We start from the raw sequence: 18,415 nt of genomic DNA on the forward strand, positions 1-18,415 counted from the left end.
CGCCCGATGGGTTTAGGTAAGCCTAACCAAAGGTGTACGTTGCTCCCATGTCGCGCTACTCCGCCTTCGAGAGGTTCACCCTCAAGGCCGCCACCAAGGCCGCCGAGATGGTGATGGCCCCCGCGAACCGCCGCGAGGTCTTCGACCAGTTCGTCATGACCGTCACGGCCGTGACCGAGCTCAGCGACCACATGCGCCGGATCACCTTCCACGCGCCGGGGTTCTCGTCGTTCGCGGTGACGGGCCCCGACGAGTACTTCGGCCTCCTGATGGCGACCGGCCGCGACCTCGTCATGCCACCCGACGACCGCATCAACGTCCGCACCTCCCTGCGCGCCATGCCGGAGGACACGCGCCCGGACCTGCGCTGGTACACGGTCCGCGCGCACCGGCCGGAGGTGGCCGAGATCGACGTCGACTTCGTGGTGCACGGCGACGCCGGCCCCGGCACCCGCTGGGCCCGCCGCGCCATCGCCGGCGACCAGGCGGGCTTCCGCGCGGGCGGTTCCGCCTACCGGCCACCGGCCGAGGGCGCCGTGCTGCTCGCGGCGGACGAGACGGCGTTGCCCGCGCTCGCCGCGATCCTGGAGGTGGAGACGCGGCCGCTGCACGTGTTCGTCGAGGTGCCGGACGAGTCCTACCGCGTCGAGCTCGACGCGGAGTGGGTGTACCGCGGCGACGGCGAGCCCGGATCGGCCGTGCTGAAGGCGATCCAGGACAAGGCGCTGTCCACTGTGGAGTACGCGTGGGCGTGCGGGGAGTCGGCCCTCGCGACCGGGGTGCGGCGGCGCCTGGTGAAGGACCGCGGGGTGGACCGCAAGGCGATCATGTTCAGCGGCTACTGGAAGGTCGGGTCAGCGCGCGAGTGACACGCCGCTGAGCCGGAGCGTCCTGGCCACGACCGGGTCCGTCGGAGCGACGCCGTAGCGATGTTCGTAGACGGCGACCACGATGCGCTCCAGGTCGTCGGCCGCCGCCGGGGTCTGGGCGACGTAGTCGGCGGCCATCAGGAGCATCGGGTAACCGGCGCTGCCCTGGGGCGGCAGGTAGCCGTTGACCGGCAGCAGGACGGCGCCCAGGCGGCGGTAGAACGCGATGCGGCGGTGGCGGATTCGTTCCTCCGCCTCGTCGATGCCGTGCTGGGCCGGGTCTTCGACGTCGTAGACGATGCGGGTGTGGCCCGCGCTCGTCATGGCGGTGCGGAGGTGGGTCCAGAGGTGTTCGCCGAGGCCTTTGCCCTTCTCCCCCACGGTGAAGTAGCGCAGGTAGACCCAGCCGGTGTCGCCCAGCACCCGCAGCACCGCCAGGCCCTGGGGCTTGTCGTCCATCAGCACCAGGGCGGTGTCGGCCAGGAGGTTGTCGAACGGGGCGCGGAGGTGGGGTTCGAAGCCGTCGAAGTAGATCTGTTCTACGGCGGTCAGTTCGGCCGGGGTCAGGGTCGACGCGGCTACGAGCTCCATCGGAACTGCCCTCCCACCATCGTGCGCAGCACTTGGATGTCCTTGATGCGGTCTGTTGTCGTCGGGTTGCCGGACAGCACGGTCAGGTCGGCGAGCTTGCCCGGGGTCAGGGTGCCTTTGAGGTGTTCCTGTTTGCAGGCGTAGGCGGAGCCGTGGGTGAAGGCGCGCAACGCTTCCAGGCCCGTGACGGCTTCGGCCGGGTTGAAGCTGGCGCCGGAGGACGTGCGCTGGTTGACCATGTCGTGCATGCCCAGGAGCGGGGCACCGGTGACGACCGGGCGGTCCGAGCTGCCCGGGACGGTCAGGCCGGCGTCGAGCAGTGAGCGTTGGCGGTAGGCCCAGGGCGTGCGGTCCGGGCCCAGTGCCCGGAGCATGCCGTCGCCTATCTCGTTGGCGAAACGGCCCTGGGGGACGGGGATCACGCCCAGCTCGAAGGCTCGCTTCACCTGGTCCGGGCGGGAGACGCCGAAGTGTTCGACGCGGTGGCGGACGTCCGGGCGCGGGGTCTGGCGCTGGGCCTCTTCGTAGGCGTCGAGGACCAGGTCGATGGCGGCGTCGCCGATGGCGTGGGTGGCCACGCGCCAGCCTGCCCGGTGGGCGGCGATGATCCTGGCGCGCAACGCTTCCGCGTCGTCCTGGAGGTAGCCGTGGTTGCCCGGGGTGTCGGCGAAGTCGTGGCACATCGCGGCGGTGTGGCCGATCAGGGAGCCGTCGGAGAAGATCTTGGTCGGGCCTATGCGCAGCCAGTCGTCGCCGAAGCCGGTTCGGATGCCCAGGTCGAGGCCCAGGCCCAGTTCGGTGATGTCGTGCAGGGCGTCGGCGGCGATCATGAGTTCGACGCGGACGTGCAGGCGGTTCTGTTCGCGGGCGCGGTGGTAGGCCTCCAGTTCCACCGGGGACTTGCCGATCCAGCCGCCGCCGATGCCTGCCTCGACGCAGCTCGTGATGCCCTCGCTCAGGTACACGCGGCCCGCTCGGTCGATCGCGTCCACCAGGGTGTCGACCGGGTACGGCAGGACGAGCGGGTTGACCAGTTGCTGGGCCTGTTCCTGCAGGAGGCCGGTGGGGCGGCCCGCCGCGTCCGTGACGACGAGGCCGCCGGAGACGTCGACCGGGTGGTCGGCGAGGCCCAGTGCTTCCAGGACCGGGGTGTTGACCACGCACATGTGGCCGGACGTGTGCTTGATCCACACCTTGCGGCCGCGGGCGACGCGGTCGAGGCCGTCGCGGGTGGGGTGACCGCCGCACTTGTTCTGGTCGTAGCCGTACCCCACGACCCACTCGCCGTCCGGTGCATCCGCCACGGCCGCGTACAGGTCGTCGAGCGACGAGACCCGGCAGTCCACTTCGGACAGTGTGAGGCCGAACCACGCCATGTGGTTGTGGGCGTCGTGGAAGCCCGGGGTCACCACGGCGCCGCCGAGGTCGACCACCTCGCGGGCCGGGACCTCCTCCAGGGCCACGATCCGGTCGCCCAGCACCGCGATGGCGGTCGCCGGGCCGTCCAGGGTGACGAACTCGGCGTTCGTGAGCAGCAGGTCCGCCTTGATCATGAGAGTCCTTCGAAGGCCATGCGGTACCAGTCGCTCCAGGCCGCGGGACGGCCGTCCTGGCCCACCTTGACGATCACGCGGTGGCCGGAGGCGTACCGGCCGCAGCGGAACCCGTAGCGGGCGCTGGTGGTGCCGATGCGGTCGGCGGTGATCTCGACCGGTAGGACGCCGGGGGCGGTGAAGGCCGCGTTGAACTCGATGTGCAGCTCCTTCACCACGTAGTTCAGGTCCGGGTCGCGGTCGGCGTAGGTGGACCAGCCGAAGCCCATCGACTCGAACAACGCCGACTGGGCGCGCTCGACGTGCAGGGCGAAGCGCGAGTTGTGCAGTGTGCCGTTGAGGTCCAGCTCGTCGAAGTAGACAGGGCTCTCGAAGTGAAAGCTCACCGCAGCAACTCCTTGGCGACGCGTTCGGAAGGGGTGCGCGGTAGATCTTCGCGGAACTCCCAGTAACGCGGAACCTTGAACGAGGCCAACCTTTCCGCGCAGTACTCGGCGAGCTCCTGATCAGTGACTTCCCCGACCACGAACGCTTTCACCTCCTCACCGCGAATGTCGTCCGGCACGCCGACCACGGCCGCGAGGCGCACGGAGGGATGCGACATCAGGACTTCCTCGACCTCGTGCGCCGCCACGTTCTCGCCGCTGCGCCGGATCATGTCCTTGCTGCGCCCCAGGTGGTAGACACGGCCTTCGTCCATCCGGGCGAGGTCGCCGGTGCGGAACCAGCCGTCGGCGAACGGCGAGGGCAGCCCGAGGTAACCGTCCATCATCCCGGGGCCGCGCAGCCACAGCTCGCCGTCGACGATCTTGGCCTCGCGGTGCGGGGCGGGCAGCCCGAGGCATCCCGTGCCGACGAACCGGTCGTGGTCGACAGCCGTGATCCGCAGATCGGCGCCGGTCTCGGTCATGCCGAACGCCTCGAACCAGCCGACGCCCCACCGTTCTTCCAACTCGGCGTGCAAGGCGGGCGGGATCGCCGAGGCCTGTACAACCCGCACGGAATGCTCGCGGTCCAGCGGGTCAGGAGGCATGCGCAGCAGCAAAGTCGGCATCGCGCCGAGGCAGTAGAAGTAGGTGACGCCGTGCTCGCGCACCTTCGCCCAGAACGACGACGGGTGGAAGCCGTCCAGCACGACGAGATGTGCGCCGGCGAGCAACGCGGCCACGACGTTCCACTGTGGATCGACGTAGTGGAACGGTTGCGCCGTCAGCATCACGTCATCGGACGACAGGTAGGGGAAGTACTCGACCAGGCTGCCACCGAGCGTCGTCCAGTAGGAGTGCGACAGGACGCAGGCCTTCGGCTTCCCGCTGGTGCCCGACGTGAACTGGAGGCTGACCGGCGCGGACACCGGCCCCTGCACGAAGCCCTCGACGGGTTCCAGTGCCTCCACGTAGTGCACGACGTGCGAAGCGAGCAACGGCCGGAACTCCTCGGTGCTCACCACCGCGGCGACCTCGGCGGTCCGCAGCACGTGACCGGCGTCTGCCGACCGGTACTTGACGTTGAGCGGCACGGCCGTCGCGCCGAGCTTGACCAAAGCGAACCACACCAGCGGGAACTCCGGCACGTTCCGGAGCATGATCGCGACCCGGTCCCCCGCGCGGATCCCCCTGTCCCGCAACGCCTGCGCGTACCCGTCGGACAGGCCGTCGATCTCCGCGAACGTGAACGAGCCGCCCGGATCGAACGTCCACGCGACCTTGTCCGGCCAGCGCGTGACCGCCGTGCGCAACGCCGAGAGGAGGTCAGCCACGGCCGAACTCCTCGCGCGGAGCCTCGTTCTCCCCGGACAGGCTGGTCAGGATCGCGTGATCGACCTCCGTCGCCAGCGCGGCCTCCAGCGACGCGTCCGCGCCGAGGTCCAGCACGCGCTTGGCGAGCGACACCGCGACCGGCGGCCGGGAAGCGATCTCCCCGGCGAGCTCCAGCGCGGTCTTCTCGTGGTCGGTCGTGACGCGGTTGATCAGCCCCAGCTCGTGGGCGCGCTGAGCCGAAACCCGTTCCCCCAGCAGCAAGAGCTCCTTGGCTCGCGGCAACCCGACCATCCGCGGCAGCAGCGCCGAGATCCCGCCCGTCACACTCAACCCCACGCTGACCTCGGGGAACCCGAACCGCGCGTCCTCGTGCGCCACCACCAGATCGCACCCCAGCGCGAACTCGCAGCCGGCGCCGAGCGCGTAGCCGTGCACCGCCGCGATCACGACGCCGGGGAAGTCCCGCACGGCCCGCGTCACGTCCTGGATCCGCTCCAGCCGTGCCCGCGTCTCCAGCACCGATTCGGCCGGCACCGGCTCCTTGAGATCGTGGCCGGCGCAGAACGACCGCCCGCGCCCGGCCAGCACGACAACACGAGCCTCGGCGGCAGCGCGGCGAAACGCCGCCAGCAGGTCGTCCACCAGGGCCGGGACCACGGCGTTCAGCCGTTCCGGACGGTTCAGGCGCAGCACGGCCACACCCTCGTGGCACGCGTAGTCGACGGTCATCGCTCCCCTTCGATCGATCGATCGATTGGGCCTCACGCTAGAGTGGCCGCGAACAGCCGGTCAAGAGGAGGCAACCGATGACGACGGAGGAACGGGTCCGCGAGGCCGCCGTGCGGTTGTTCGCCGAACGCGGCTTCCACGGCACCGGCATCCGCGACCTCGCGCAGGCCGCCGGACTCTCGTCCGCGACGCTCTACCACTACATGGGCACCAAGGAAGACCTGCTGGTCAGCATCATGCGGACCAGCCTCACCGACCTGATCACGAAGGCCGAGGCGATCGCCGCCGAGCCCGACGAGACCACCCGGATCGTCGCGCTGGTCGAGATGCACGTCCGCGCGCACGCCGAGAAGCCGCGCGAGACCGCGGTCGTGGACGGCGAGATGCGGGCGCTGACGGGCGAGCGGCGGGCGGAGATCGTGGCGTTGCGCGACCGCTACGAGCAGGTCTGGCAGGACGCGATCGTCGACGGCGTGAAGGCCAAGAAGCTCACCGTCGGCGAACCGAGCGTCGCGCGGCTCGCGTTGCTGGAGATGTGCAGCGGGGTGTCCCGGTGGTACTCACCGGACGGCCCGCTGGAGTTGAGGGATCTCACCATTCAGTACGGCACCATGGCGCTGGGCATGCTCGGCGCGGACCGCTAGTCTCGATCACGCCAGCGGTTCACCCGGGCTCGTCCCGGGTGGAGCAAAAGGGAACCCGGTGCGAGTCCGGGACTGCCCCGCAGCGGTGAGTGGGAACGAAAGCCGTCAACACAGCACTGGGTCTCACGACCTGGGAAGCGACGGCCGGTAGGAGCGTGCGTCACGCCCACGAGTCCGAAGACCTGCCGCAGGTGCGCGCACCACCCGGTGCGCGCTGCTCCGGAGCCTCTCGGGCGGGCTGACGGGCAGGCTTCGTGCTGCCTCGCTGCGAGTGACTCCGGTGCTTCCGCACGCTCGCGAGGAGAGAGCCTGTGACCATCGGCAGCACCGTGTTCGGCTACCCCCGGATCGGCCCGAAGCGCGAACTCAAGCGCGCCGTCGAGCAGTACTGGGCCGGCAAGATCGACGAAGCCGCGCTCCAGCAGACCGCCCGGGAACTGCGCGCGCAGACCTGGGCCGAACTGTCCGAACTGGACTCGATCCCGTCGAACACGTTCTCGTTCTACGACCAGGTGCTCGATACCACCCAGCTGTTCGGCGCCGTCCCGCACCGGTTCCGCGACCTCGGACTGTCCGAACTGGACACCTACTTCGCGGCGGCCCGCGGCCGGGACGGCGCGCAGGCGCTCGAACTGACCAAGTGGTTCGACACCAACTACCACTACCTCGTGCCGGAACTGGGCCCGGACACCGAGTTCCGGCTGGCGACCGACAAGCCGATCGCCGAGTACCGCGAGGCCCTCGCACTCGGCGTCACGACCAGGCCGGTGCTGCTCGGCCCGGTCACTTACCTGCTGCTGGCCAAGAGCACGGTCCCGGACTTCCAGCCCCTGGACCTGCTCGACGGCCTGGTGGAGGCCTACGTCGAACTGCTCGGCAGGCTGCGCGTCGAGGGCGTCGAGTGGGTGCAGCTCGACGAACCCGCGTTCGCCGCCGACCGCTCCCCCGCCGAGCTCGACGCCCTGCGCCGCGCGTACCGGACGCTGGGCGGCCTGCCCGGACGGCCGAAGTTGCTGGTCACCGGCTACTACGGCGACCTCGGCGAGGCGTTCGGGATCCTCGCCGAGTCGCAGGTCGAGGCGATCGGCGTCGACCTCGTCAGCGCGCCGGACGCGTCGGTCACGGTCCCCGCGATGCGCGACAAGATCCTCGTCGCCGGGCTGGTCGACGGCCGCAACGTCTGGCGCACCGACCTGCACGCCGCACTGGCGAAGGCCGCGTCCCTGCTGGGGTCCGCCCGCGAGGTCGTCGTCTCGTCGTCCTCCACGCTCCTGCACGTGCCGTACGACCTCGAAGCCGAGACCCTCGACCCGGACGTCCAGGCGCGGCTGGCGTTCGCCCGGCAGAAGGTCCGCGAGATCGTGCTGCTCGGTCAGGCCCTGCGCACCGGGGCCGACGGCGCCTGGGCCGACGAGGCGAAGCGCGACCTCCCGCAGCCGCGCCGCGACGACCACGTCAGGGCCCGCATCGAGGCGCTCAGGCCCGAGCACCGCACCCGCGCGCCGTACGCGGAACGCGCTGCCGCCCAACAGGAACGGCTCGGCCTGCCGCCACTCGCCACCACGACGATCGGCTCGTTCCCGCAGACCGGCGACATCCGCAAGGCGCGCGCCGCGGTCCGCAAGGGCGACATCACCGAGGACGAGTACGGGCAGCGGATGCGCGACGAGATCGGGCGCGTGATCGACCTCCAGGAGGACATCGGCCTGGACGTGCTGGTGCACGGCGAACCCGAGCGCAACGACATGGTCCAGTACTTCGCCGAACACCTGGAAGGCTTTGCCGGCACGGAGTTCGCCTGGGTCCAGTCCTACGGCTCGCGGTGCGTGCGGCCGCCGATCATCCACGGCGACGTCTCCCGCTCGAAGCCGATGACCGTCGCGTGGAGCACCTACGCGCAGTCGCTGACGTCCAAGCCGGTCAAGGGCATGCTGACCGGTCCGGTCACGATCCTCGCGTGGTCGTTCGTGCGCGACGACCAGCCGCTCGCCGACACCGCGGCCCAGGTCGCGCTGGCGCTGCGGGACGAGATCAGCGACCTGGAGGCCGCCGGCATCCGGATCATCCAGGTCGACGAACCGGCGTTGCGCGAGCTGCTTCCGTTGCGGGAGAAGAACCAGGCGGCGTACCTGGAGTGGTCGGTGGGCGCGTTCCGGCTCGCCACCTCGGGCGCCACGACGGGCACGCAGGTCCACACGCACCTGTGCTACTCGGAGTTCGGCGAGGTGATCGGCGCGATCTCGGACCTCGACGCCGACGTCACCACGATCGAGGCCGCCCGGTCCAAGATGGAGATCCTGGAGGGCCTCGACTTCCCGCGCGGCATCGGTCCCGGCGTCTACGACATCCACTCGCCGCTGGTGCCGACGGAGGACGACGTCGTCGCGCTGATCACCGAGGCGGTGCGGGCGGTGCCAGGTGAACGTTTGTGGATCAACCCCGACTGCGGCCTGAAGACGCGCGGTTACGCCGAGGTGGAGCCCGCGTTGCGGAACCTGGTCGCCGCGGCCAACCGGGTGCGCGCCGACCTGCGGTAACGCCCTGAGCAGCCCTGGGACGTGATCGATTCCGTTCCAGGGCTGTGAATTTCCCGGTACGGCAAAGATTTGGCCAAGCACCTAGACGTGAAGGTGGTTCATATACCACCGTCTGCCTCGCAAGCCTCTTTAGTTACCCCTGCACCCCGGAGGCCTCTGTTGAGGAAGAAACTCCTGTCCGCGCTCGCCGGCGCCCTGCTGATCACGGCACTGGTCCCCGGCGTCGCGTTCGCCGCCCCACCCCAGGCCATCCCCGCCAACTACGAGGAGGCCGACGGCAAGTGGCAGCCGGCCTTCGACTACGACGGCGACGGCTGCTACCCCACGCCGGCGATCTCGCCCAACGGTGACATCGCGCCCGGCCTGAAGAACTCGGGCCAGCTGTGGGGTGACTGCCACGACAAGGCAGACCTGGACAACACCAACTCCTACAGCCGTTCCAAGTGCAACAACGGCTGGTGCGCCTACCTGTACGACCTGTACTTCGAGAAGGACCAGGCCGTTCCGTTCCTGGACTGCTGCGGCCACCGCCACGACATCGAGCACGTGGTCGTGTGGGTGCAGAACGACGTGGCGCAGTTCGTCGCGACTTCGGAGCACGGCAAGTACAAGGTGCACCCGCGCGCGAACGTGCAGTGGGAAGGCACCCACCCGAAGATCATTTACCACAAGGACGGTGCCAGCACGCACTGCTTCCGGCTCGCGAACTCGGGCGAGCAGGCGGAGAACCACTACGGGGTCTACCAGTACCCCGACCTGGTCAGCTGGGACCGCTTCCCGGCCGGGGTGCGCGACAAGCTCGTGAACGCGAACTTCGGCAGCGCGTCCCTGGCGATCAAGGACAGCGCGTTCAATTACAACCTGAGCATCTCGAAGCCGGCGGGCATCCCGTTCGACCCGAACGCCTGACCTACTTCGCGACGCGGTCGAGCCACTCGGCCAGGAGGACCCGTTCCGCTGGAGACAGCATCAGGGGCGGGTCCTCTGCCAATGCGGTGCGCAGTGCGATCGCGCGGCTCGGGATGTCCGTCGACTCCTCCGGCGCGGCGTCCGTCGTGATCGCCGCGATCACCTTCTCCCGCGTGAACGCGATCAGGCTCAGGTCCCGTTCCGCCTCGGGCGTCGCGATCAGCGCCAGCACGACGCCCATGCCCGCCGCGTGCACGAACTGCGCCGCCTGCTCGACGGGGACCGCCAACCGGCCCGCCGACGCGATGCGGCTGATGATCTCGCGGAGCATCGCGTCCGCCTCCAGCCGCGCCTCGCGCTTGCGCGGCTCGCCGTACATCAGCAGGTAGAACGCCGGCATCGCGAGACCGAAGCCGATGTGCAGCTCCATGCCGCGCCTCAGGTCGCCGACCGGGTCGCCGGTGGCCCCCATCGCGTGCTTCGACGCCAGGTAGTCGGCGAACCCGTACCCCGCGACCGCGTCGAGCAGCCCGTCCTTGTCGCCGAACAGCCGGTACAACGTGGGCGCCTGCACCCCCGCCGCGGACGCCACCGCGCGCGTGGAGACCGCTTCCTTGCCACCCTCGATCAGCAGGTCGGCCGCGGCCTTCACAAGGCGCTCTCTCGTGTCCATGTAACGACGATAACACATCAGAGGTAGCGCTGATTCGATATCAGTGATACGTTCTATCTCGTAACAGCGGAAACACCAGCTAGGAGCACTGACATGACTCGCGTTGCGATCGTCACCGGCGGATCCAGGGGCATCGGGCGGGCAGCCGCCGAACGCCTCGCCGCCGACGGACAGGCCGTCGTCATCGTGTACGCCGGCAACAAGACCGCCGCCGACGAGGTCGTCGACGGCATCAGGGCCCAGGGCGGTCAGGCCGTCGCCCAGCAGGGTGACGTCGGCGACGAGGACGCCGTGGCCGCCGCGTTCCAGCTGGCCGAGGACACGTTCGGCGGCGTGGACGTCGTGGTGAACTCGGCGGGCATCATGCCGCTCGGCACCGTCGCGGACATGGACCTCGACACGTTCGACAAGATCATGCGCACCAACGCCCGCGGCACGTTCATCATCGGCCAGCAGGCCGCCCGCAGGCTCCGCAACGGTGGCGCGGTCATCAACATCTCGTCGTCGGTCGTGGGCCTGCGCTTCCCGCAGTACGGCGCCTACGCGATGTCGAAGGGCGGCGTCGAGGCGCTCACCCTGATCCTCGCCCGCGAACTGCGCGGCCGCGACATCACCGTGAACACCGTCGCCCCCGGCCCCACGGCCACCGACCTGTTCCTGAACGGCAAGGACCAGGCCACGATCGACACCCTCGCGAAGCAGCCGCCCCTGGAGCGCCTGGGCCAGGGCTCGGACATCGCCGAGGTCATCTCCTTCCTGGCCGGCCCCGCCCGGTGGGTCAACGGCCAGACCATTCGTGCGAACGGAGGCATCATCTGATGGGCGAGGTCATCGTCGTCACGGGAGCGTCCAGCGGTTTCGGCGCGCTGGCGGTCCGCAAGCTGGCCCTCGCGGGCCACACCGTCTACGCGGGCATGCGCGACACCGCGGGCCGCAACGCTCAGGCCGTCGCCGATCTCCAGGCGTTCGGCACCGACAACAAGGCCGACGTGCACGCGGTCGAGCTCGACGTGCAGTCCCAGGAGTCCGCCGACGCCGCGATCGGCTCGATCATCCTGGAGCAGGGCAGGCTCGACGTGGTCGTGCACAACGCGGGCCACATGGTCACCGGCCCGGCCGAGGCCTTCACCCCGGACCAGTACGCCGCCCTCTACGACGTCAACGTCCTGGGCACCCAGCGGGTGAACCGCGCGGCACTCCCTCACCTGCGCGGGCAGCACTCCGGCCACGTCGTGTGGGTGGGCTCCAGCTCGACGCGCGGCGGCACGCCCCCGTACCTCGCGCCGTACTTCGCCGCCAAGGCCGCGATGGACGCCCTCGCCGTCTCGTACCGCGCCGAACTGCTCCGCTTCGGCATCGAGACCACCATCGTCGTCCCGGGCGCCTTCACCCACGGCACCAACCACTTCGCGCACAGCGGCTCGCCGGCCGACACCTCGCGTGCCGCCGAGTACGAGGAGTTCTACCCCGGCCTGATGGACCAGGTCGGAGCCCGTCTCGCCGAACTGGAACCCTCGTGGGCGGACGTGACCGCCGTGGCCGACGCGATCGTGGACGTGGTGGGCGCCGAGAAGCCCCCGTTCCGGGTGCACGTCGACCCGTCCCAGGACGGCGCCGAGGTCGTCAACGCGGTGGCCGACCGCGTCCGCGGCGAGTTCCTGCGCCGGGTCGAGCTGGCGGACCTGATCTAACGGGAGGACAGGAGCGCGGACACCGTGAGGAACCGGTACCCGCGCTCCTTGAGGCCCGTGATGATGGGCTTCAAGGCCTGACGCGTCTGGTCCCGCGCCGCGTACATGGGGTGCAGCAGGATGATCGAGCCGGGCGTCACTTCCTTCAGCGTCTGCTGGGCGATCTCCTGCGCGCTGGGCGTTCCCTCGGAGTCCGGCTCCACGTCCCACATGACCGTGGTCCGGTTGTGCTGTTCGAGGTACCGGGGCAACGCGAAGAGCTTCTTGCCGTTGGGCGGCCGGAAGTGGATGTCCCCCTGGTACCCGGTCTTCCGGATCTCGGCGTCCGTGTCCTCGACCTCCTTCGCGACGGTCTCGGAGCTGACGCCGATCATCCGCTGGTGGTTGTAGGTGTGGTTGCCGATCTCGTGCCCGGCCTGCGCGATCCGCGCGCCGAGGTCGGGGTGCCGGCTGAGATCGCGGCCCATCAGGAAGAACGTCGCCGGGACGCCCTCGGCCCTCAGCAGGTCCAGGACCTGCGGGGCACCGGCGGGATCGGGCCCGTCGTCGAAGGTGAGGGCCACGATCCTGTCGTTGGTCTCGACGCGGTCGACGAGGTCGCCGAAGAACTGGTAGGTGCGGGAGCTGCCGATGTTCCACAGGGAGCCGGCGGCCACCAGCACTAAGGTGAGACTAACCGCCACGATGATCGTTGGCTTGCGGCGCAACCACTTCATGCGCTCACTATGACCACAGAGGATTTCCCGGTACGCACCACCCCGGAGTCCAGCGGCACGCACCGGATCCCGCCCTTGCCCCGCAACCCCCGGAACGCCCCCGGCGCGATCACCTGGTCCATCCAGGCGCAGGGGTTGGCCGGCCGTCCGACCTCGAAGCGGACCGGCCCGTCCCCGGAGTCGAGGCTGAACACGGTCCCTCGGGGCAACGAGTCCACGTCGAACCCGCGCACCACGACGTTCCGCCGCGCCACCAACGGATCCACGTCCCAGGGCTCCAGCGACTCGGCCGAGATGAACGTGACCGCGGCGTTGCGGTGGGCGGCCTGGTTGAAGTACCGGTCCCCCACGATCCCGAGCCGGGCCCGCACCTCGACGCACTCCCGTGAAACGGGCCCGGAATCGGCTCGAGGGCCGTCCACCGGACGACCCTCGAACGCGTGCACCGCGGAAACGTGCAGACCGACGACCTCTACTTCTCGCCGAGCTGCCATTCCGGCCTCACGTAGTGGCACGTGTACCCGTTGGGGTAGCGCTCCAGGTAGTCCTGGTGCTCCGGCTCGGCCAGCCAGAAGTCGGACTCCTGCACGACCTCGGTCACGACCTTGCCCGGCCACTTGCCCGAGGCGTCGACCGCGGCGATCGTCTCCTCCGCCACCTTCTTCTGGGCGTCGTCGGTGAAGAAGATCGCCGACCGGTAGCTGGCACCGATGTCGTTGCCCTGGCGGTTGCGGGTCGACGGGTCGTGGATCTGGAAGAAGAACTCCAGGATCTGCCGGTAGGAGAGCTTCTCCGGGTCGAACGTGATCTCGATGGCCTCGGCGTGGGTGCCGTGGTTGCGGTACGTCGCGTTCGGCGTGCTGGTGTCGCCGGTGTAGCCGACGCGGGTGGAGACGACGCCGGGGTGGCGGCGGAACAGGTCCTGCATGCCCCAGAAACAGCCGCCCGCGAGAACTGCCTTCTCCGTCACAGTGACAACTCCTCTTCGTCAGGTCTTCACTCAGGAGAACGTTCGGTCTCCCCCGGTTCATCCCCGTCAGGTTGTGACGTAACTATTACGGACCTGGCCTCGATGACTTCGCCCAGGTAGCGCATGACGACGGCCACGGCCGCGGCGACCGGGACGGAGAAGAACGCGCCCGCGATGCCGTACAACGAGGTACCCGCGGTGACGACGAGCAACACCACCGCCGCGTGCAGGCGCAGGCTGCGGGACTGCAGGATGGGCTGCAGGACGTTGCCCTCGACCTGCTGCACCACGATGACGATCACCAGCATGATGATGGCCGTGGTCAGGCCGTTGCTGACCAGCGCCACCAGCACGGCCAGGGCGCCGGCGATGAACGCGCCGATGATCGGGATGAAGCCGCCGAGGAACGTCAGCGCGGCCAGCGGGATCGCGAGCGGCACGCCCAGGATCACCAGGCCGAGGCCGATGAAGACGGCGTCGATCAGCGAGACGATGGCCTGGCTGCGGATGAAGCTGCCGAGCGTCACCCAGACCCGCTCCAGCACGGTGGTGACGTGGCCGCCCGCGCGCTCGCCGATCACCGAACGCACCCAGGGCGTGAAGCGCACGCCGTCCTTGACGAAGAAGAACGCCAGCAGCAGCGCCACCAGGCCGGTGACCACGCCGGACGTCACCGCGCCCGCGCCGGTCAGCAGGCCGCCCGCGATCGAGCCGATGCTCGACTTGATCTGGTCGACGCCCTGCGAGATCAGGCGGTCGAGGTCGGTGTCCTTCAGGTTGAACGGCGGCCCGGACGCCCAGTCCTGCAACTGCTGCACGGCCTTCTGCGCGCTCTGCGCGATCTCCGGCACACCGGAGGCGATCGACGACGAGATCGCCGCGATCACGCCGCCGAGCACGCCGAGGCCGACGATCAGCACGATCGTGGCCGACAGCGCCGAGTTGAGGCCCTTCGACATCATCCAGCGCGCCGGCGGCCACAGCACCGTGGTGATCAGCAGGCCGAGCAGCACGGGCATGACGACCACCCACAGCTGCCCGATCAGCCAGAAGACCATCCAGAAGCCGAGGGCGGCCAGTGCCGTCCGCAGACTCCACCGCGCGAGCCAGCTCACGCCGTGCCCGATCGCCTCACCCTTGTCCGCCCACCTGCGATCCCGTTCCACGACGCACAGTGTGTCGTGATCTAGCCCGTTCGGGTGGCGGGACGCGCCGAATTCATCCCTGACCCCAGAACGCGTCCTCCTCGGCCGGGTCGGCGGTGAACAGCCACACCTCGACGACCTTGCCGTCGGCGACGCGCATCAGGTCGACGCCGACGCCGTCCATCTCGGCGCCGGACCGCTTGGCCGTCCAGTGCACCGGCGCGGCCACGGTGTCGCCGTTGACCATCAGCGGGGCGTTGCGCTTCAACGAGAACGTGCCCTCGGACACCTCCATCATCCCGCCGATCATGGCGCCGACGGCCTCGCTGCCGCGGTGGACGCCGGAGAACCGGTTGTCGCCCGGCTGGTGCCACACGACGTCGTCGGCGAACTGGGCGGCGACGGTGGCGAGGTCACCGGACTCCAGGGCCTCGAAGTAGGTGGTGACGACGGCGAGCGGGGTGGTCATGGGCCTTCTCCATTTCGTTGGGGTTGGCCTATGCTCACCAAAAGTAACCAATTACCTCAACGTAACTAATGGACGGGTGTGCGCCATGTCACAGACCATGCCGGACTGGAGCGTGCTCGCCGCGACCTGCCCGTCCCGCACGAGCCTCGCCCGCATCGCGAACAAGTGGACGGCGATGGCGGTCTCGGTGCTGGGCAACGGCCGCACGCGGTTCGGCGACCTCAAGACGCAGCTCGACGGCATCAGCGGCAAGGTGCTGACCGAGACGTTGCGGGACCTCGAACGGGACGGGCTGATCACCCGGCACGTGTACGCCGAGGTGCCGCCACGCGTCGAGTACGAGCTCACGGAACTCGGCTTCACGCTGCACGAGCCGTTGCTCGCGTTGTGCCGCTGGGCCGAGGACCACATCGCGGAGGTGCTCACCAACCGCGAGGTCTACGACGCCCGTTAGCGCAGGCTCGCCGCGCACTCCAGCACAGTGTCGCGGGCCGGGCGCGGGGCCCAGCCGAGCATCGACGACGCCTTGTCGTGCGAGTACGTGTAGTTGCGACCGAGCATGGGCACCAACGGCCGCATGTCCTTGGCCACCACCGAGGCCGCGCGCACGACGAAGTTCGGCATCTCGCGTGAGGGCACGTCCAACGCGCGTGCCACGTCGGCCATCCACATGAACTCGCTGACGGCGATGAACCTCTCCCCCGCCGCGTCCGGCGCCGTCATCGCACGGAGGTGCAGGTCGGCGACGTCCCGCACGTCGACGATGTTGAGGCCGATCCGCGGCACGCCCGGCATGCCGCCCATGACGCGTTCGATCACGCGCACGGACCCCATGTTGTCGCGCGTCTGGATCGGCCCGAAGACCGCGCCGGGCAGCACCGTCACCAGCGAGGTCTCCTTGCCGCGCATGAACTCCCACGCGGCCTGCTCGGCCAGCAGCTTCGACCGGCGGTACTCGTCGATCCTCACCCTGGACGGGTCGGTCCACGTCGCCTCGTCGAACGACCCGGTGGCGTTCTGGGGTGGCGTCGCGGCGGCACACGACGACGTCATCACCACCCGCTCCACACCGGCTTCCACCGCGAACCGCAGCACCCGCAACGTCCCGTCGCGCGCCGGCCCGACCAGGTCGTCGCCGCCGGTCATGGGCGAGGCGACGTGCAGGACGTACCGGACGCCCTTCATGGCCTCGGCCCAGCCCTCGTCGGACATCAGGTCGGCCTTGACCACCTCGTACTTCCCGGGCACGGCCGGACGCCGCCCGCGCGTGGTCGTGCGCACCTCGTAGCCCTGCTCCAGCAACGCGGCGATGGTCCAGCCGGCCACGAACCCCGTGCCACCGGTCACCAGGACGGTCATGACTCCTCCAAGAGTTTCATTAGCCATTCGGCTAACGAAACTGACTGTACCATCGCCGCATGACCCGTGCCGCGCAAGCCGAACGCACCCGTGCGACGATCCTCGTCACAGCGCGGAAGCTGTTCGCCGCCCACGGGTACGACGCGACGTCGCTGCAGACGATCGCGGACGAGATGGACGTGACGAAGGCGAACGTCTACTACTACTTCCGCACCAAGTCCGCGATCCTGGAAGCGTTGCTGGACAACAACATCGCGTTCTTCGACGTGCTGATCGCGGACGCCGCGAAGATCAAGGGCAAGCGGGCGCGCACCGAACACCTCGTCGACGGTTTCGTGGACCAGGTGATCGGCAACAGGGCGTTGTCACCGCTCGGCCAGACCGATCCGAGCGTGCGCCGCAACGAGCGGATCAACGCCGAGCTGGCACGCCTCTCCAGCCTGGCCATCGAGCTGATCTACGGCCCGGAGCCGACCGACGACCAGCGGGCCGCGTGGTTCGCGGTGAGCGACGTCGGCCCGGTGATCGCCGCGTTCCCCCACCTGACCGACGACGAGCTGCGCGAGGTGCTCAGGAGGCTGTGCCTGCGGGTGCTGAAGGTGTGAGCACGCCGTCGACGTCCGGCGTCACCGAACCGCGGATCAGGTTCCGCACGACGGGCAGCCCGGAGAGCCGGAACGCCATGTCCCGCACCGAGATCCGCCACCGCGACGCGGGCGCCATCCAGCCGATGAACCGCCGCCCGAACTCCTGGGTGTGCTCGACCACGGGCTTCACCCGCGCCTGATACCGGTCGAACGCCCCGTCGAACCCGGCCGCGAGCTCCTCCGCCAGCACGTGCGCGCCGGTCATAGCGAGCGACGCGCCGTGCCCCGCGAACAACGACACCGCGCCACCCGCGTCCCCGACGAGCACGACCTTGCCGCGATGCCACACCGGCACGTCCACTTGGGACACCTCGTCGTAGTAGACGTCGTCCGGCACCACCGAAAGCAGCTCCGGCGCGACCCAGCCGAGGTCGCCGAACCGCGCCCGCAACGCCGCCGCGGGGTTGGCAGGCAGCTCCGGCGACTCCGACCGGTAGAGCATCAGCGCGGCCATCGACCCGTCCCGCACGGCGTAGCACCCGATCATCCGGTGCGGCACGGTCAGCATCTGGTAGCGGTACCCGATCCGCGCGCTCAGCTCCACGTCCCGGAACGAGAACGCCGCCGTGTGGTGCCCGAGGTAGCGCACGAACTCCGCGTCCGGCCCGAACACCAGCTCACGGACCTTCGAGTGCGCCCCGTCCGCCCCCACGACCAGGTCGAACTCCCCGACCGACCCGTCCGCGAACGTCACCCGCCCGTCGTCCACCGCCGACACCGTGGCGCCGTACCGGATCGGCGAGCGCAGGTCGTCGCGGATCACCTCGGCCAGGTCCCCGCGCAGCAGGCTGATCACCCCGTCCGCCACGGCCTCGTACGCCGCCGTGGAGATCTCACTCCGCTTGCGCCCGCGCGAGTCCACGCTGGTCACCGACGAGATCGGCGCCCGCCGCCGTTCCAGGGCAGGTAACAGACCCATCCGCCGCGCCACCTCGTGACCCGGCCCGAAGAAATCGATCATGTAGCCGCCCGCGCGGAACGACGGCGCCCTCTCCACCACGAGGACGTCCCACCCCGCGCGTTCCAGCCACCAGGCGGACGCGAGCCCGGCGATCCCCGCTCCGACGATCAACGCACGCTGTTGGGCACTCGACTTAGGCATATGCCCAATCTAGCACCGGGCCTGTGTCGAGGTCCGGGTTCGATGAGAGTC

At 69.6% G+C, this 18,415-nt stretch carries 21 protein-coding genes and 1 riboswitch; of the genes, 8 read left to right on the forward strand and 13 right to left on the reverse strand.

Features of this window, described 5'->3' with window-relative positions; translation table 11 throughout:
• Positions 1–47: 47 nt before the first annotated feature.
• Entirely contained in the window at positions 48–869 is an 822-nt protein-coding gene (locus ACFWNN_RS06625) for a siderophore-interacting protein (protein ID WP_382438873.1), read from the forward strand.
• Here the strand turns inward: ACFWNN_RS06625 and ACFWNN_RS06630 are convergent.
• Genes ACFWNN_RS06630 through ACFWNN_RS06650 form a run of 5 tightly spaced genes read right to left on the reverse strand, consistent with a single transcriptional unit; the run spans position 855 to position 5,502 of the window.
• Positions 855–1,460: a hypothetical protein gene (locus ACFWNN_RS06630; RefSeq protein ID WP_382438874.1), complete on the reverse strand. Its 606-nt coding sequence runs from the start codon at positions 1,458–1,460 to the stop codon at positions 855–857. The two genes, ACFWNN_RS06625 and ACFWNN_RS06630, sit on opposite strands and share 15 nt — an antisense overlap.
• Complete coding sequence (locus ACFWNN_RS06635; RefSeq protein ID WP_382438875.1) at positions 1,448–3,013, reverse strand: amidohydrolase; 1,566 nt, start codon at positions 3,011–3,013, stop codon at positions 1,448–1,450. The genes ACFWNN_RS06630 and ACFWNN_RS06635 overlap by 13 nt, the downstream gene beginning before the upstream one ends.
• A complete protein-coding gene (locus tag ACFWNN_RS06640; RefSeq protein WP_382438876.1) occupies positions 3,010–3,399 on the reverse strand; it encodes an acyl-CoA thioesterase in 390 nt (129 codons plus the stop codon). The genes ACFWNN_RS06635 and ACFWNN_RS06640 overlap by 4 nt, the downstream gene beginning before the upstream one ends.
• Positions 3,396–4,772: an AMP-binding protein gene (locus ACFWNN_RS06645; protein ID WP_382438877.1), complete on the reverse strand. Its 1,377-nt coding sequence runs from the start codon at positions 4,770–4,772 to the stop codon at positions 3,396–3,398. Before ACFWNN_RS06645 ends, ACFWNN_RS06640 begins: the two co-directional genes overlap by 4 nt.
• Positions 4,765–5,502 carry an enoyl-CoA hydratase/isomerase family protein gene (locus ACFWNN_RS06650; RefSeq protein WP_382438878.1) on the reverse strand — a complete coding sequence of 246 codons (738 nt, stop codon included), beginning with the start codon at positions 5,500–5,502 and terminating at the stop codon, positions 4,765–4,767. The genes ACFWNN_RS06645 and ACFWNN_RS06650 overlap by 8 nt, the downstream gene beginning before the upstream one ends.
• A gap of 77 nt (positions 5,503–5,579) precedes the next feature.
• Between ACFWNN_RS06650 and ACFWNN_RS06655 the strand changes: the two genes are divergently transcribed.
• The 3 genes from ACFWNN_RS06655 (at position 5,580) to ACFWNN_RS06665 (ending at position 9,592) form a co-directional block, all read left to right on the forward strand.
• Positions 5,580–6,146 (forward strand): TetR/AcrR family transcriptional regulator, encoded by a 567-nt coding sequence (locus tag ACFWNN_RS06655; RefSeq protein WP_382438879.1) that lies wholly within the window; start codon positions 5,580–5,582, stop codon positions 6,144–6,146.
• A riboswitch (cobalamin riboswitch) is annotated at positions 6,145–6,351 on the forward strand. It overlaps the preceding gene by 2 nt.
• A 106-nt stretch (positions 6,352–6,457) precedes the next feature.
• A complete protein-coding gene (gene metE / locus ACFWNN_RS06660; protein ID WP_382438880.1) occupies positions 6,458–8,683 on the forward strand; it encodes a 5-methyltetrahydropteroyltriglutamate--homocysteine S-methyltransferase in 2,226 nt (741 codons plus the stop codon).
• 159 nt (positions 8,684–8,842) lie between these two features.
• A complete protein-coding gene (locus ACFWNN_RS06665) occupies positions 8,843–9,592 on the forward strand; it encodes an NPP1 family protein (protein ID WP_382438881.1) in 750 nt (249 codons plus the stop codon).
• A gap of 1 nt (position 9,593) precedes the next feature.
• Here ACFWNN_RS06665 and ACFWNN_RS06670 read toward each other — a convergent pair whose 3' ends face one another.
• Positions 9,594–10,265: a TetR/AcrR family transcriptional regulator gene (locus ACFWNN_RS06670; RefSeq protein WP_382438882.1), complete on the reverse strand. Its 672-nt coding sequence runs from the start codon at positions 10,263–10,265 to the stop codon at positions 9,594–9,596.
• Positions 10,266–10,358: 93 nt separating this feature from the next.
• Here ACFWNN_RS06670 and ACFWNN_RS06675 point away from each other — a divergent pair, with 93 nt between their 5' ends.
• Positions 10,359–11,084: an SDR family oxidoreductase gene (locus ACFWNN_RS06675; RefSeq protein ID WP_382438883.1), complete on the forward strand. Its 726-nt coding sequence runs from the start codon at positions 10,359–10,361 to the stop codon at positions 11,082–11,084.
• Positions 11,084–11,956: an SDR family oxidoreductase gene (locus ACFWNN_RS06680; protein WP_382438884.1), complete on the forward strand. Its 873-nt coding sequence runs from the start codon at positions 11,084–11,086 to the stop codon at positions 11,954–11,956. The genes ACFWNN_RS06675 and ACFWNN_RS06680 overlap by 1 nt, the downstream gene beginning before the upstream one ends.
• On the opposite strand, the gene ACFWNN_RS06685 is transcribed toward ACFWNN_RS06680, so the two are convergent.
• From ACFWNN_RS06685 to ACFWNN_RS06705, 5 genes are read right to left on the reverse strand one after another with little or no spacing between them, the layout of a single operon-like run.
• The gene (locus tag ACFWNN_RS06685) at positions 11,953–12,672 is read right to left on the reverse strand and encodes a polysaccharide deacetylase family protein (protein ID WP_382438885.1); all 720 of its coding nucleotides are present in this window, start codon (positions 12,670–12,672) and stop codon (positions 11,953–11,955) included. The genes ACFWNN_RS06680 and ACFWNN_RS06685 overlap by 4 nt on opposite strands.
• Positions 12,669–13,094, reverse strand: a complete 426-nt coding sequence (locus ACFWNN_RS06690) for an MOSC domain-containing protein (protein ID WP_382438886.1) — start codon at positions 13,092–13,094, stop codon at positions 12,669–12,671. Before ACFWNN_RS06690 ends, ACFWNN_RS06685 begins: the two co-directional genes overlap by 4 nt.
• Before the next feature lie 50 nt (positions 13,095–13,144).
• The gene (msrA, locus tag ACFWNN_RS06695; RefSeq protein WP_382438887.1) at positions 13,145–13,642 is read right to left on the reverse strand and encodes a peptide-methionine (S)-S-oxide reductase MsrA; all 498 of its coding nucleotides are present in this window, start codon (positions 13,640–13,642) and stop codon (positions 13,145–13,147) included.
• A gap of 26 nt (positions 13,643–13,668) precedes the next feature.
• Positions 13,669–14,808, reverse strand: coding sequence for an AI-2E family transporter (locus ACFWNN_RS06700; RefSeq protein WP_382438888.1), 1,140 nt, complete (start codon positions 14,806–14,808; stop codon positions 13,669–13,671).
• A 52-nt stretch (positions 14,809–14,860) separates the two neighbouring features.
• Positions 14,861–15,256 carry a nuclear transport factor 2 family protein gene (locus tag ACFWNN_RS06705; RefSeq protein ID WP_382438889.1) on the reverse strand — a complete coding sequence of 132 codons (396 nt, stop codon included), beginning with the start codon at positions 15,254–15,256 and terminating at the stop codon, positions 14,861–14,863.
• An 85-nt stretch (positions 15,257–15,341) separates the two neighbouring features.
• Here ACFWNN_RS06705 and ACFWNN_RS06710 point away from each other — a divergent pair, with 85 nt between their 5' ends.
• Complete coding sequence (locus ACFWNN_RS06710) at positions 15,342–15,710, forward strand: winged helix-turn-helix transcriptional regulator (RefSeq protein WP_382438890.1); 369 nt, start codon at positions 15,342–15,344, stop codon at positions 15,708–15,710.
• Here ACFWNN_RS06710 and ACFWNN_RS06715 read toward each other — a convergent pair.
• Entirely contained in the window at positions 15,707–16,615 is a 909-nt protein-coding gene (locus tag ACFWNN_RS06715) for an NAD-dependent epimerase/dehydratase family protein (protein ID WP_382438891.1), read from the reverse strand. The two genes, ACFWNN_RS06710 and ACFWNN_RS06715, sit on opposite strands and share 4 nt — an antisense overlap.
• Positions 16,616–16,674: 59 nt before the next feature.
• Between ACFWNN_RS06715 and ACFWNN_RS06720 the strand changes: the two genes are divergently transcribed.
• The gene (locus tag ACFWNN_RS06720) at positions 16,675–17,220 is read left to right on the forward strand and encodes a TetR/AcrR family transcriptional regulator (RefSeq protein ID WP_382438892.1); all 546 of its coding nucleotides are present in this window, start codon (positions 16,675–16,677) and stop codon (positions 17,218–17,220) included.
• On the opposite strand, the gene ACFWNN_RS06725 is transcribed toward ACFWNN_RS06720, so the two are convergent.
• Positions 17,186–18,364, reverse strand: a complete 1,179-nt coding sequence (locus tag ACFWNN_RS06725; protein ID WP_382438893.1) for an FAD-dependent oxidoreductase — start codon at positions 18,362–18,364, stop codon at positions 17,186–17,188. The two genes, ACFWNN_RS06720 and ACFWNN_RS06725, sit on opposite strands and share 35 nt — an antisense overlap.
• Positions 18,365–18,415 lie beyond the last annotated feature (51 nt).

This window comes from Lentzea sp. NPDC058450 (assembly GCF_042721395.1).
Classification (GTDB): domain Bacteria; phylum Actinomycetota; class Actinomycetes; order Mycobacteriales; family Pseudonocardiaceae; genus Lentzea.

Bases quoted from the DNA above. Each gene is read 5' to 3' on its own strand.
- ACFWNN_RS06685 (WP_382438885.1), bottom strand. From the start codon at position 12,672: ATGAAGTGGTTGCGCCGCAAGCCAACGATCATCGTGGCGGTTAGTCTC.
- ACFWNN_RS06675 (WP_382438883.1), top strand. From the start codon at position 10,359: ATGACTCGCGTTGCGATCGTCACCGGCGGATCCAGGGGCATCGGGCGG.
- ACFWNN_RS06630 (WP_382438874.1), bottom strand. From the start codon at position 1,460: ATGGAGCTCGTAGCCGCGTCGACCCTGACCCCGGCCGAACTGACCGCC.
- ACFWNN_RS06710 (WP_382438890.1), top strand. From the start codon at position 15,342: ATGTCACAGACCATGCCGGACTGGAGCGTGCTCGCCGCGACCTGCCCG.
- ACFWNN_RS06655 (WP_382438879.1), top strand. From the start codon at position 5,580: ATGACGACGGAGGAACGGGTCCGCGAGGCCGCCGTGCGGTTGTTCGCC.
- ACFWNN_RS06705 (WP_382438889.1), bottom strand. From the start codon at position 15,256: ATGACCACCCCGCTCGCCGTCGTCACCACCTACTTCGAGGCCCTGGAG.
- ACFWNN_RS06680 (WP_382438884.1), top strand. From the start codon at position 11,084: ATGGGCGAGGTCATCGTCGTCACGGGAGCGTCCAGCGGTTTCGGCGCG.
- ACFWNN_RS06725 (WP_382438893.1), bottom strand. From the start codon at position 18,364: ATGCCTAAGTCGAGTGCCCAACAGCGTGCGTTGATCGTCGGAGCGGGG.
- ACFWNN_RS06720 (WP_382438892.1), top strand. From the start codon at position 16,675: ATGACCCGTGCCGCGCAAGCCGAACGCACCCGTGCGACGATCCTCGTC.
- ACFWNN_RS06635 (WP_382438875.1), bottom strand. From the start codon at position 3,013: ATGATCAAGGCGGACCTGCTGCTCACGAACGCCGAGTTCGTCACCCTG.
- ACFWNN_RS06715 (WP_382438891.1), bottom strand. From the start codon at position 16,615: ATGACCGTCCTGGTGACCGGTGGCACGGGGTTCGTGGCCGGCTGGACC.
- ACFWNN_RS06650 (WP_382438878.1), bottom strand. From the start codon at position 5,502: ATGACCGTCGACTACGCGTGCCACGAGGGTGTGGCCGTGCTGCGCCTG.
- ACFWNN_RS06625 (WP_382438873.1), top strand. From the start codon at position 48: ATGTCGCGCTACTCCGCCTTCGAGAGGTTCACCCTCAAGGCCGCCACC.
- ACFWNN_RS06670 (WP_382438882.1), bottom strand. From the start codon at position 10,265: ATGGACACGAGAGAGCGCCTTGTGAAGGCCGCGGCCGACCTGCTGATC.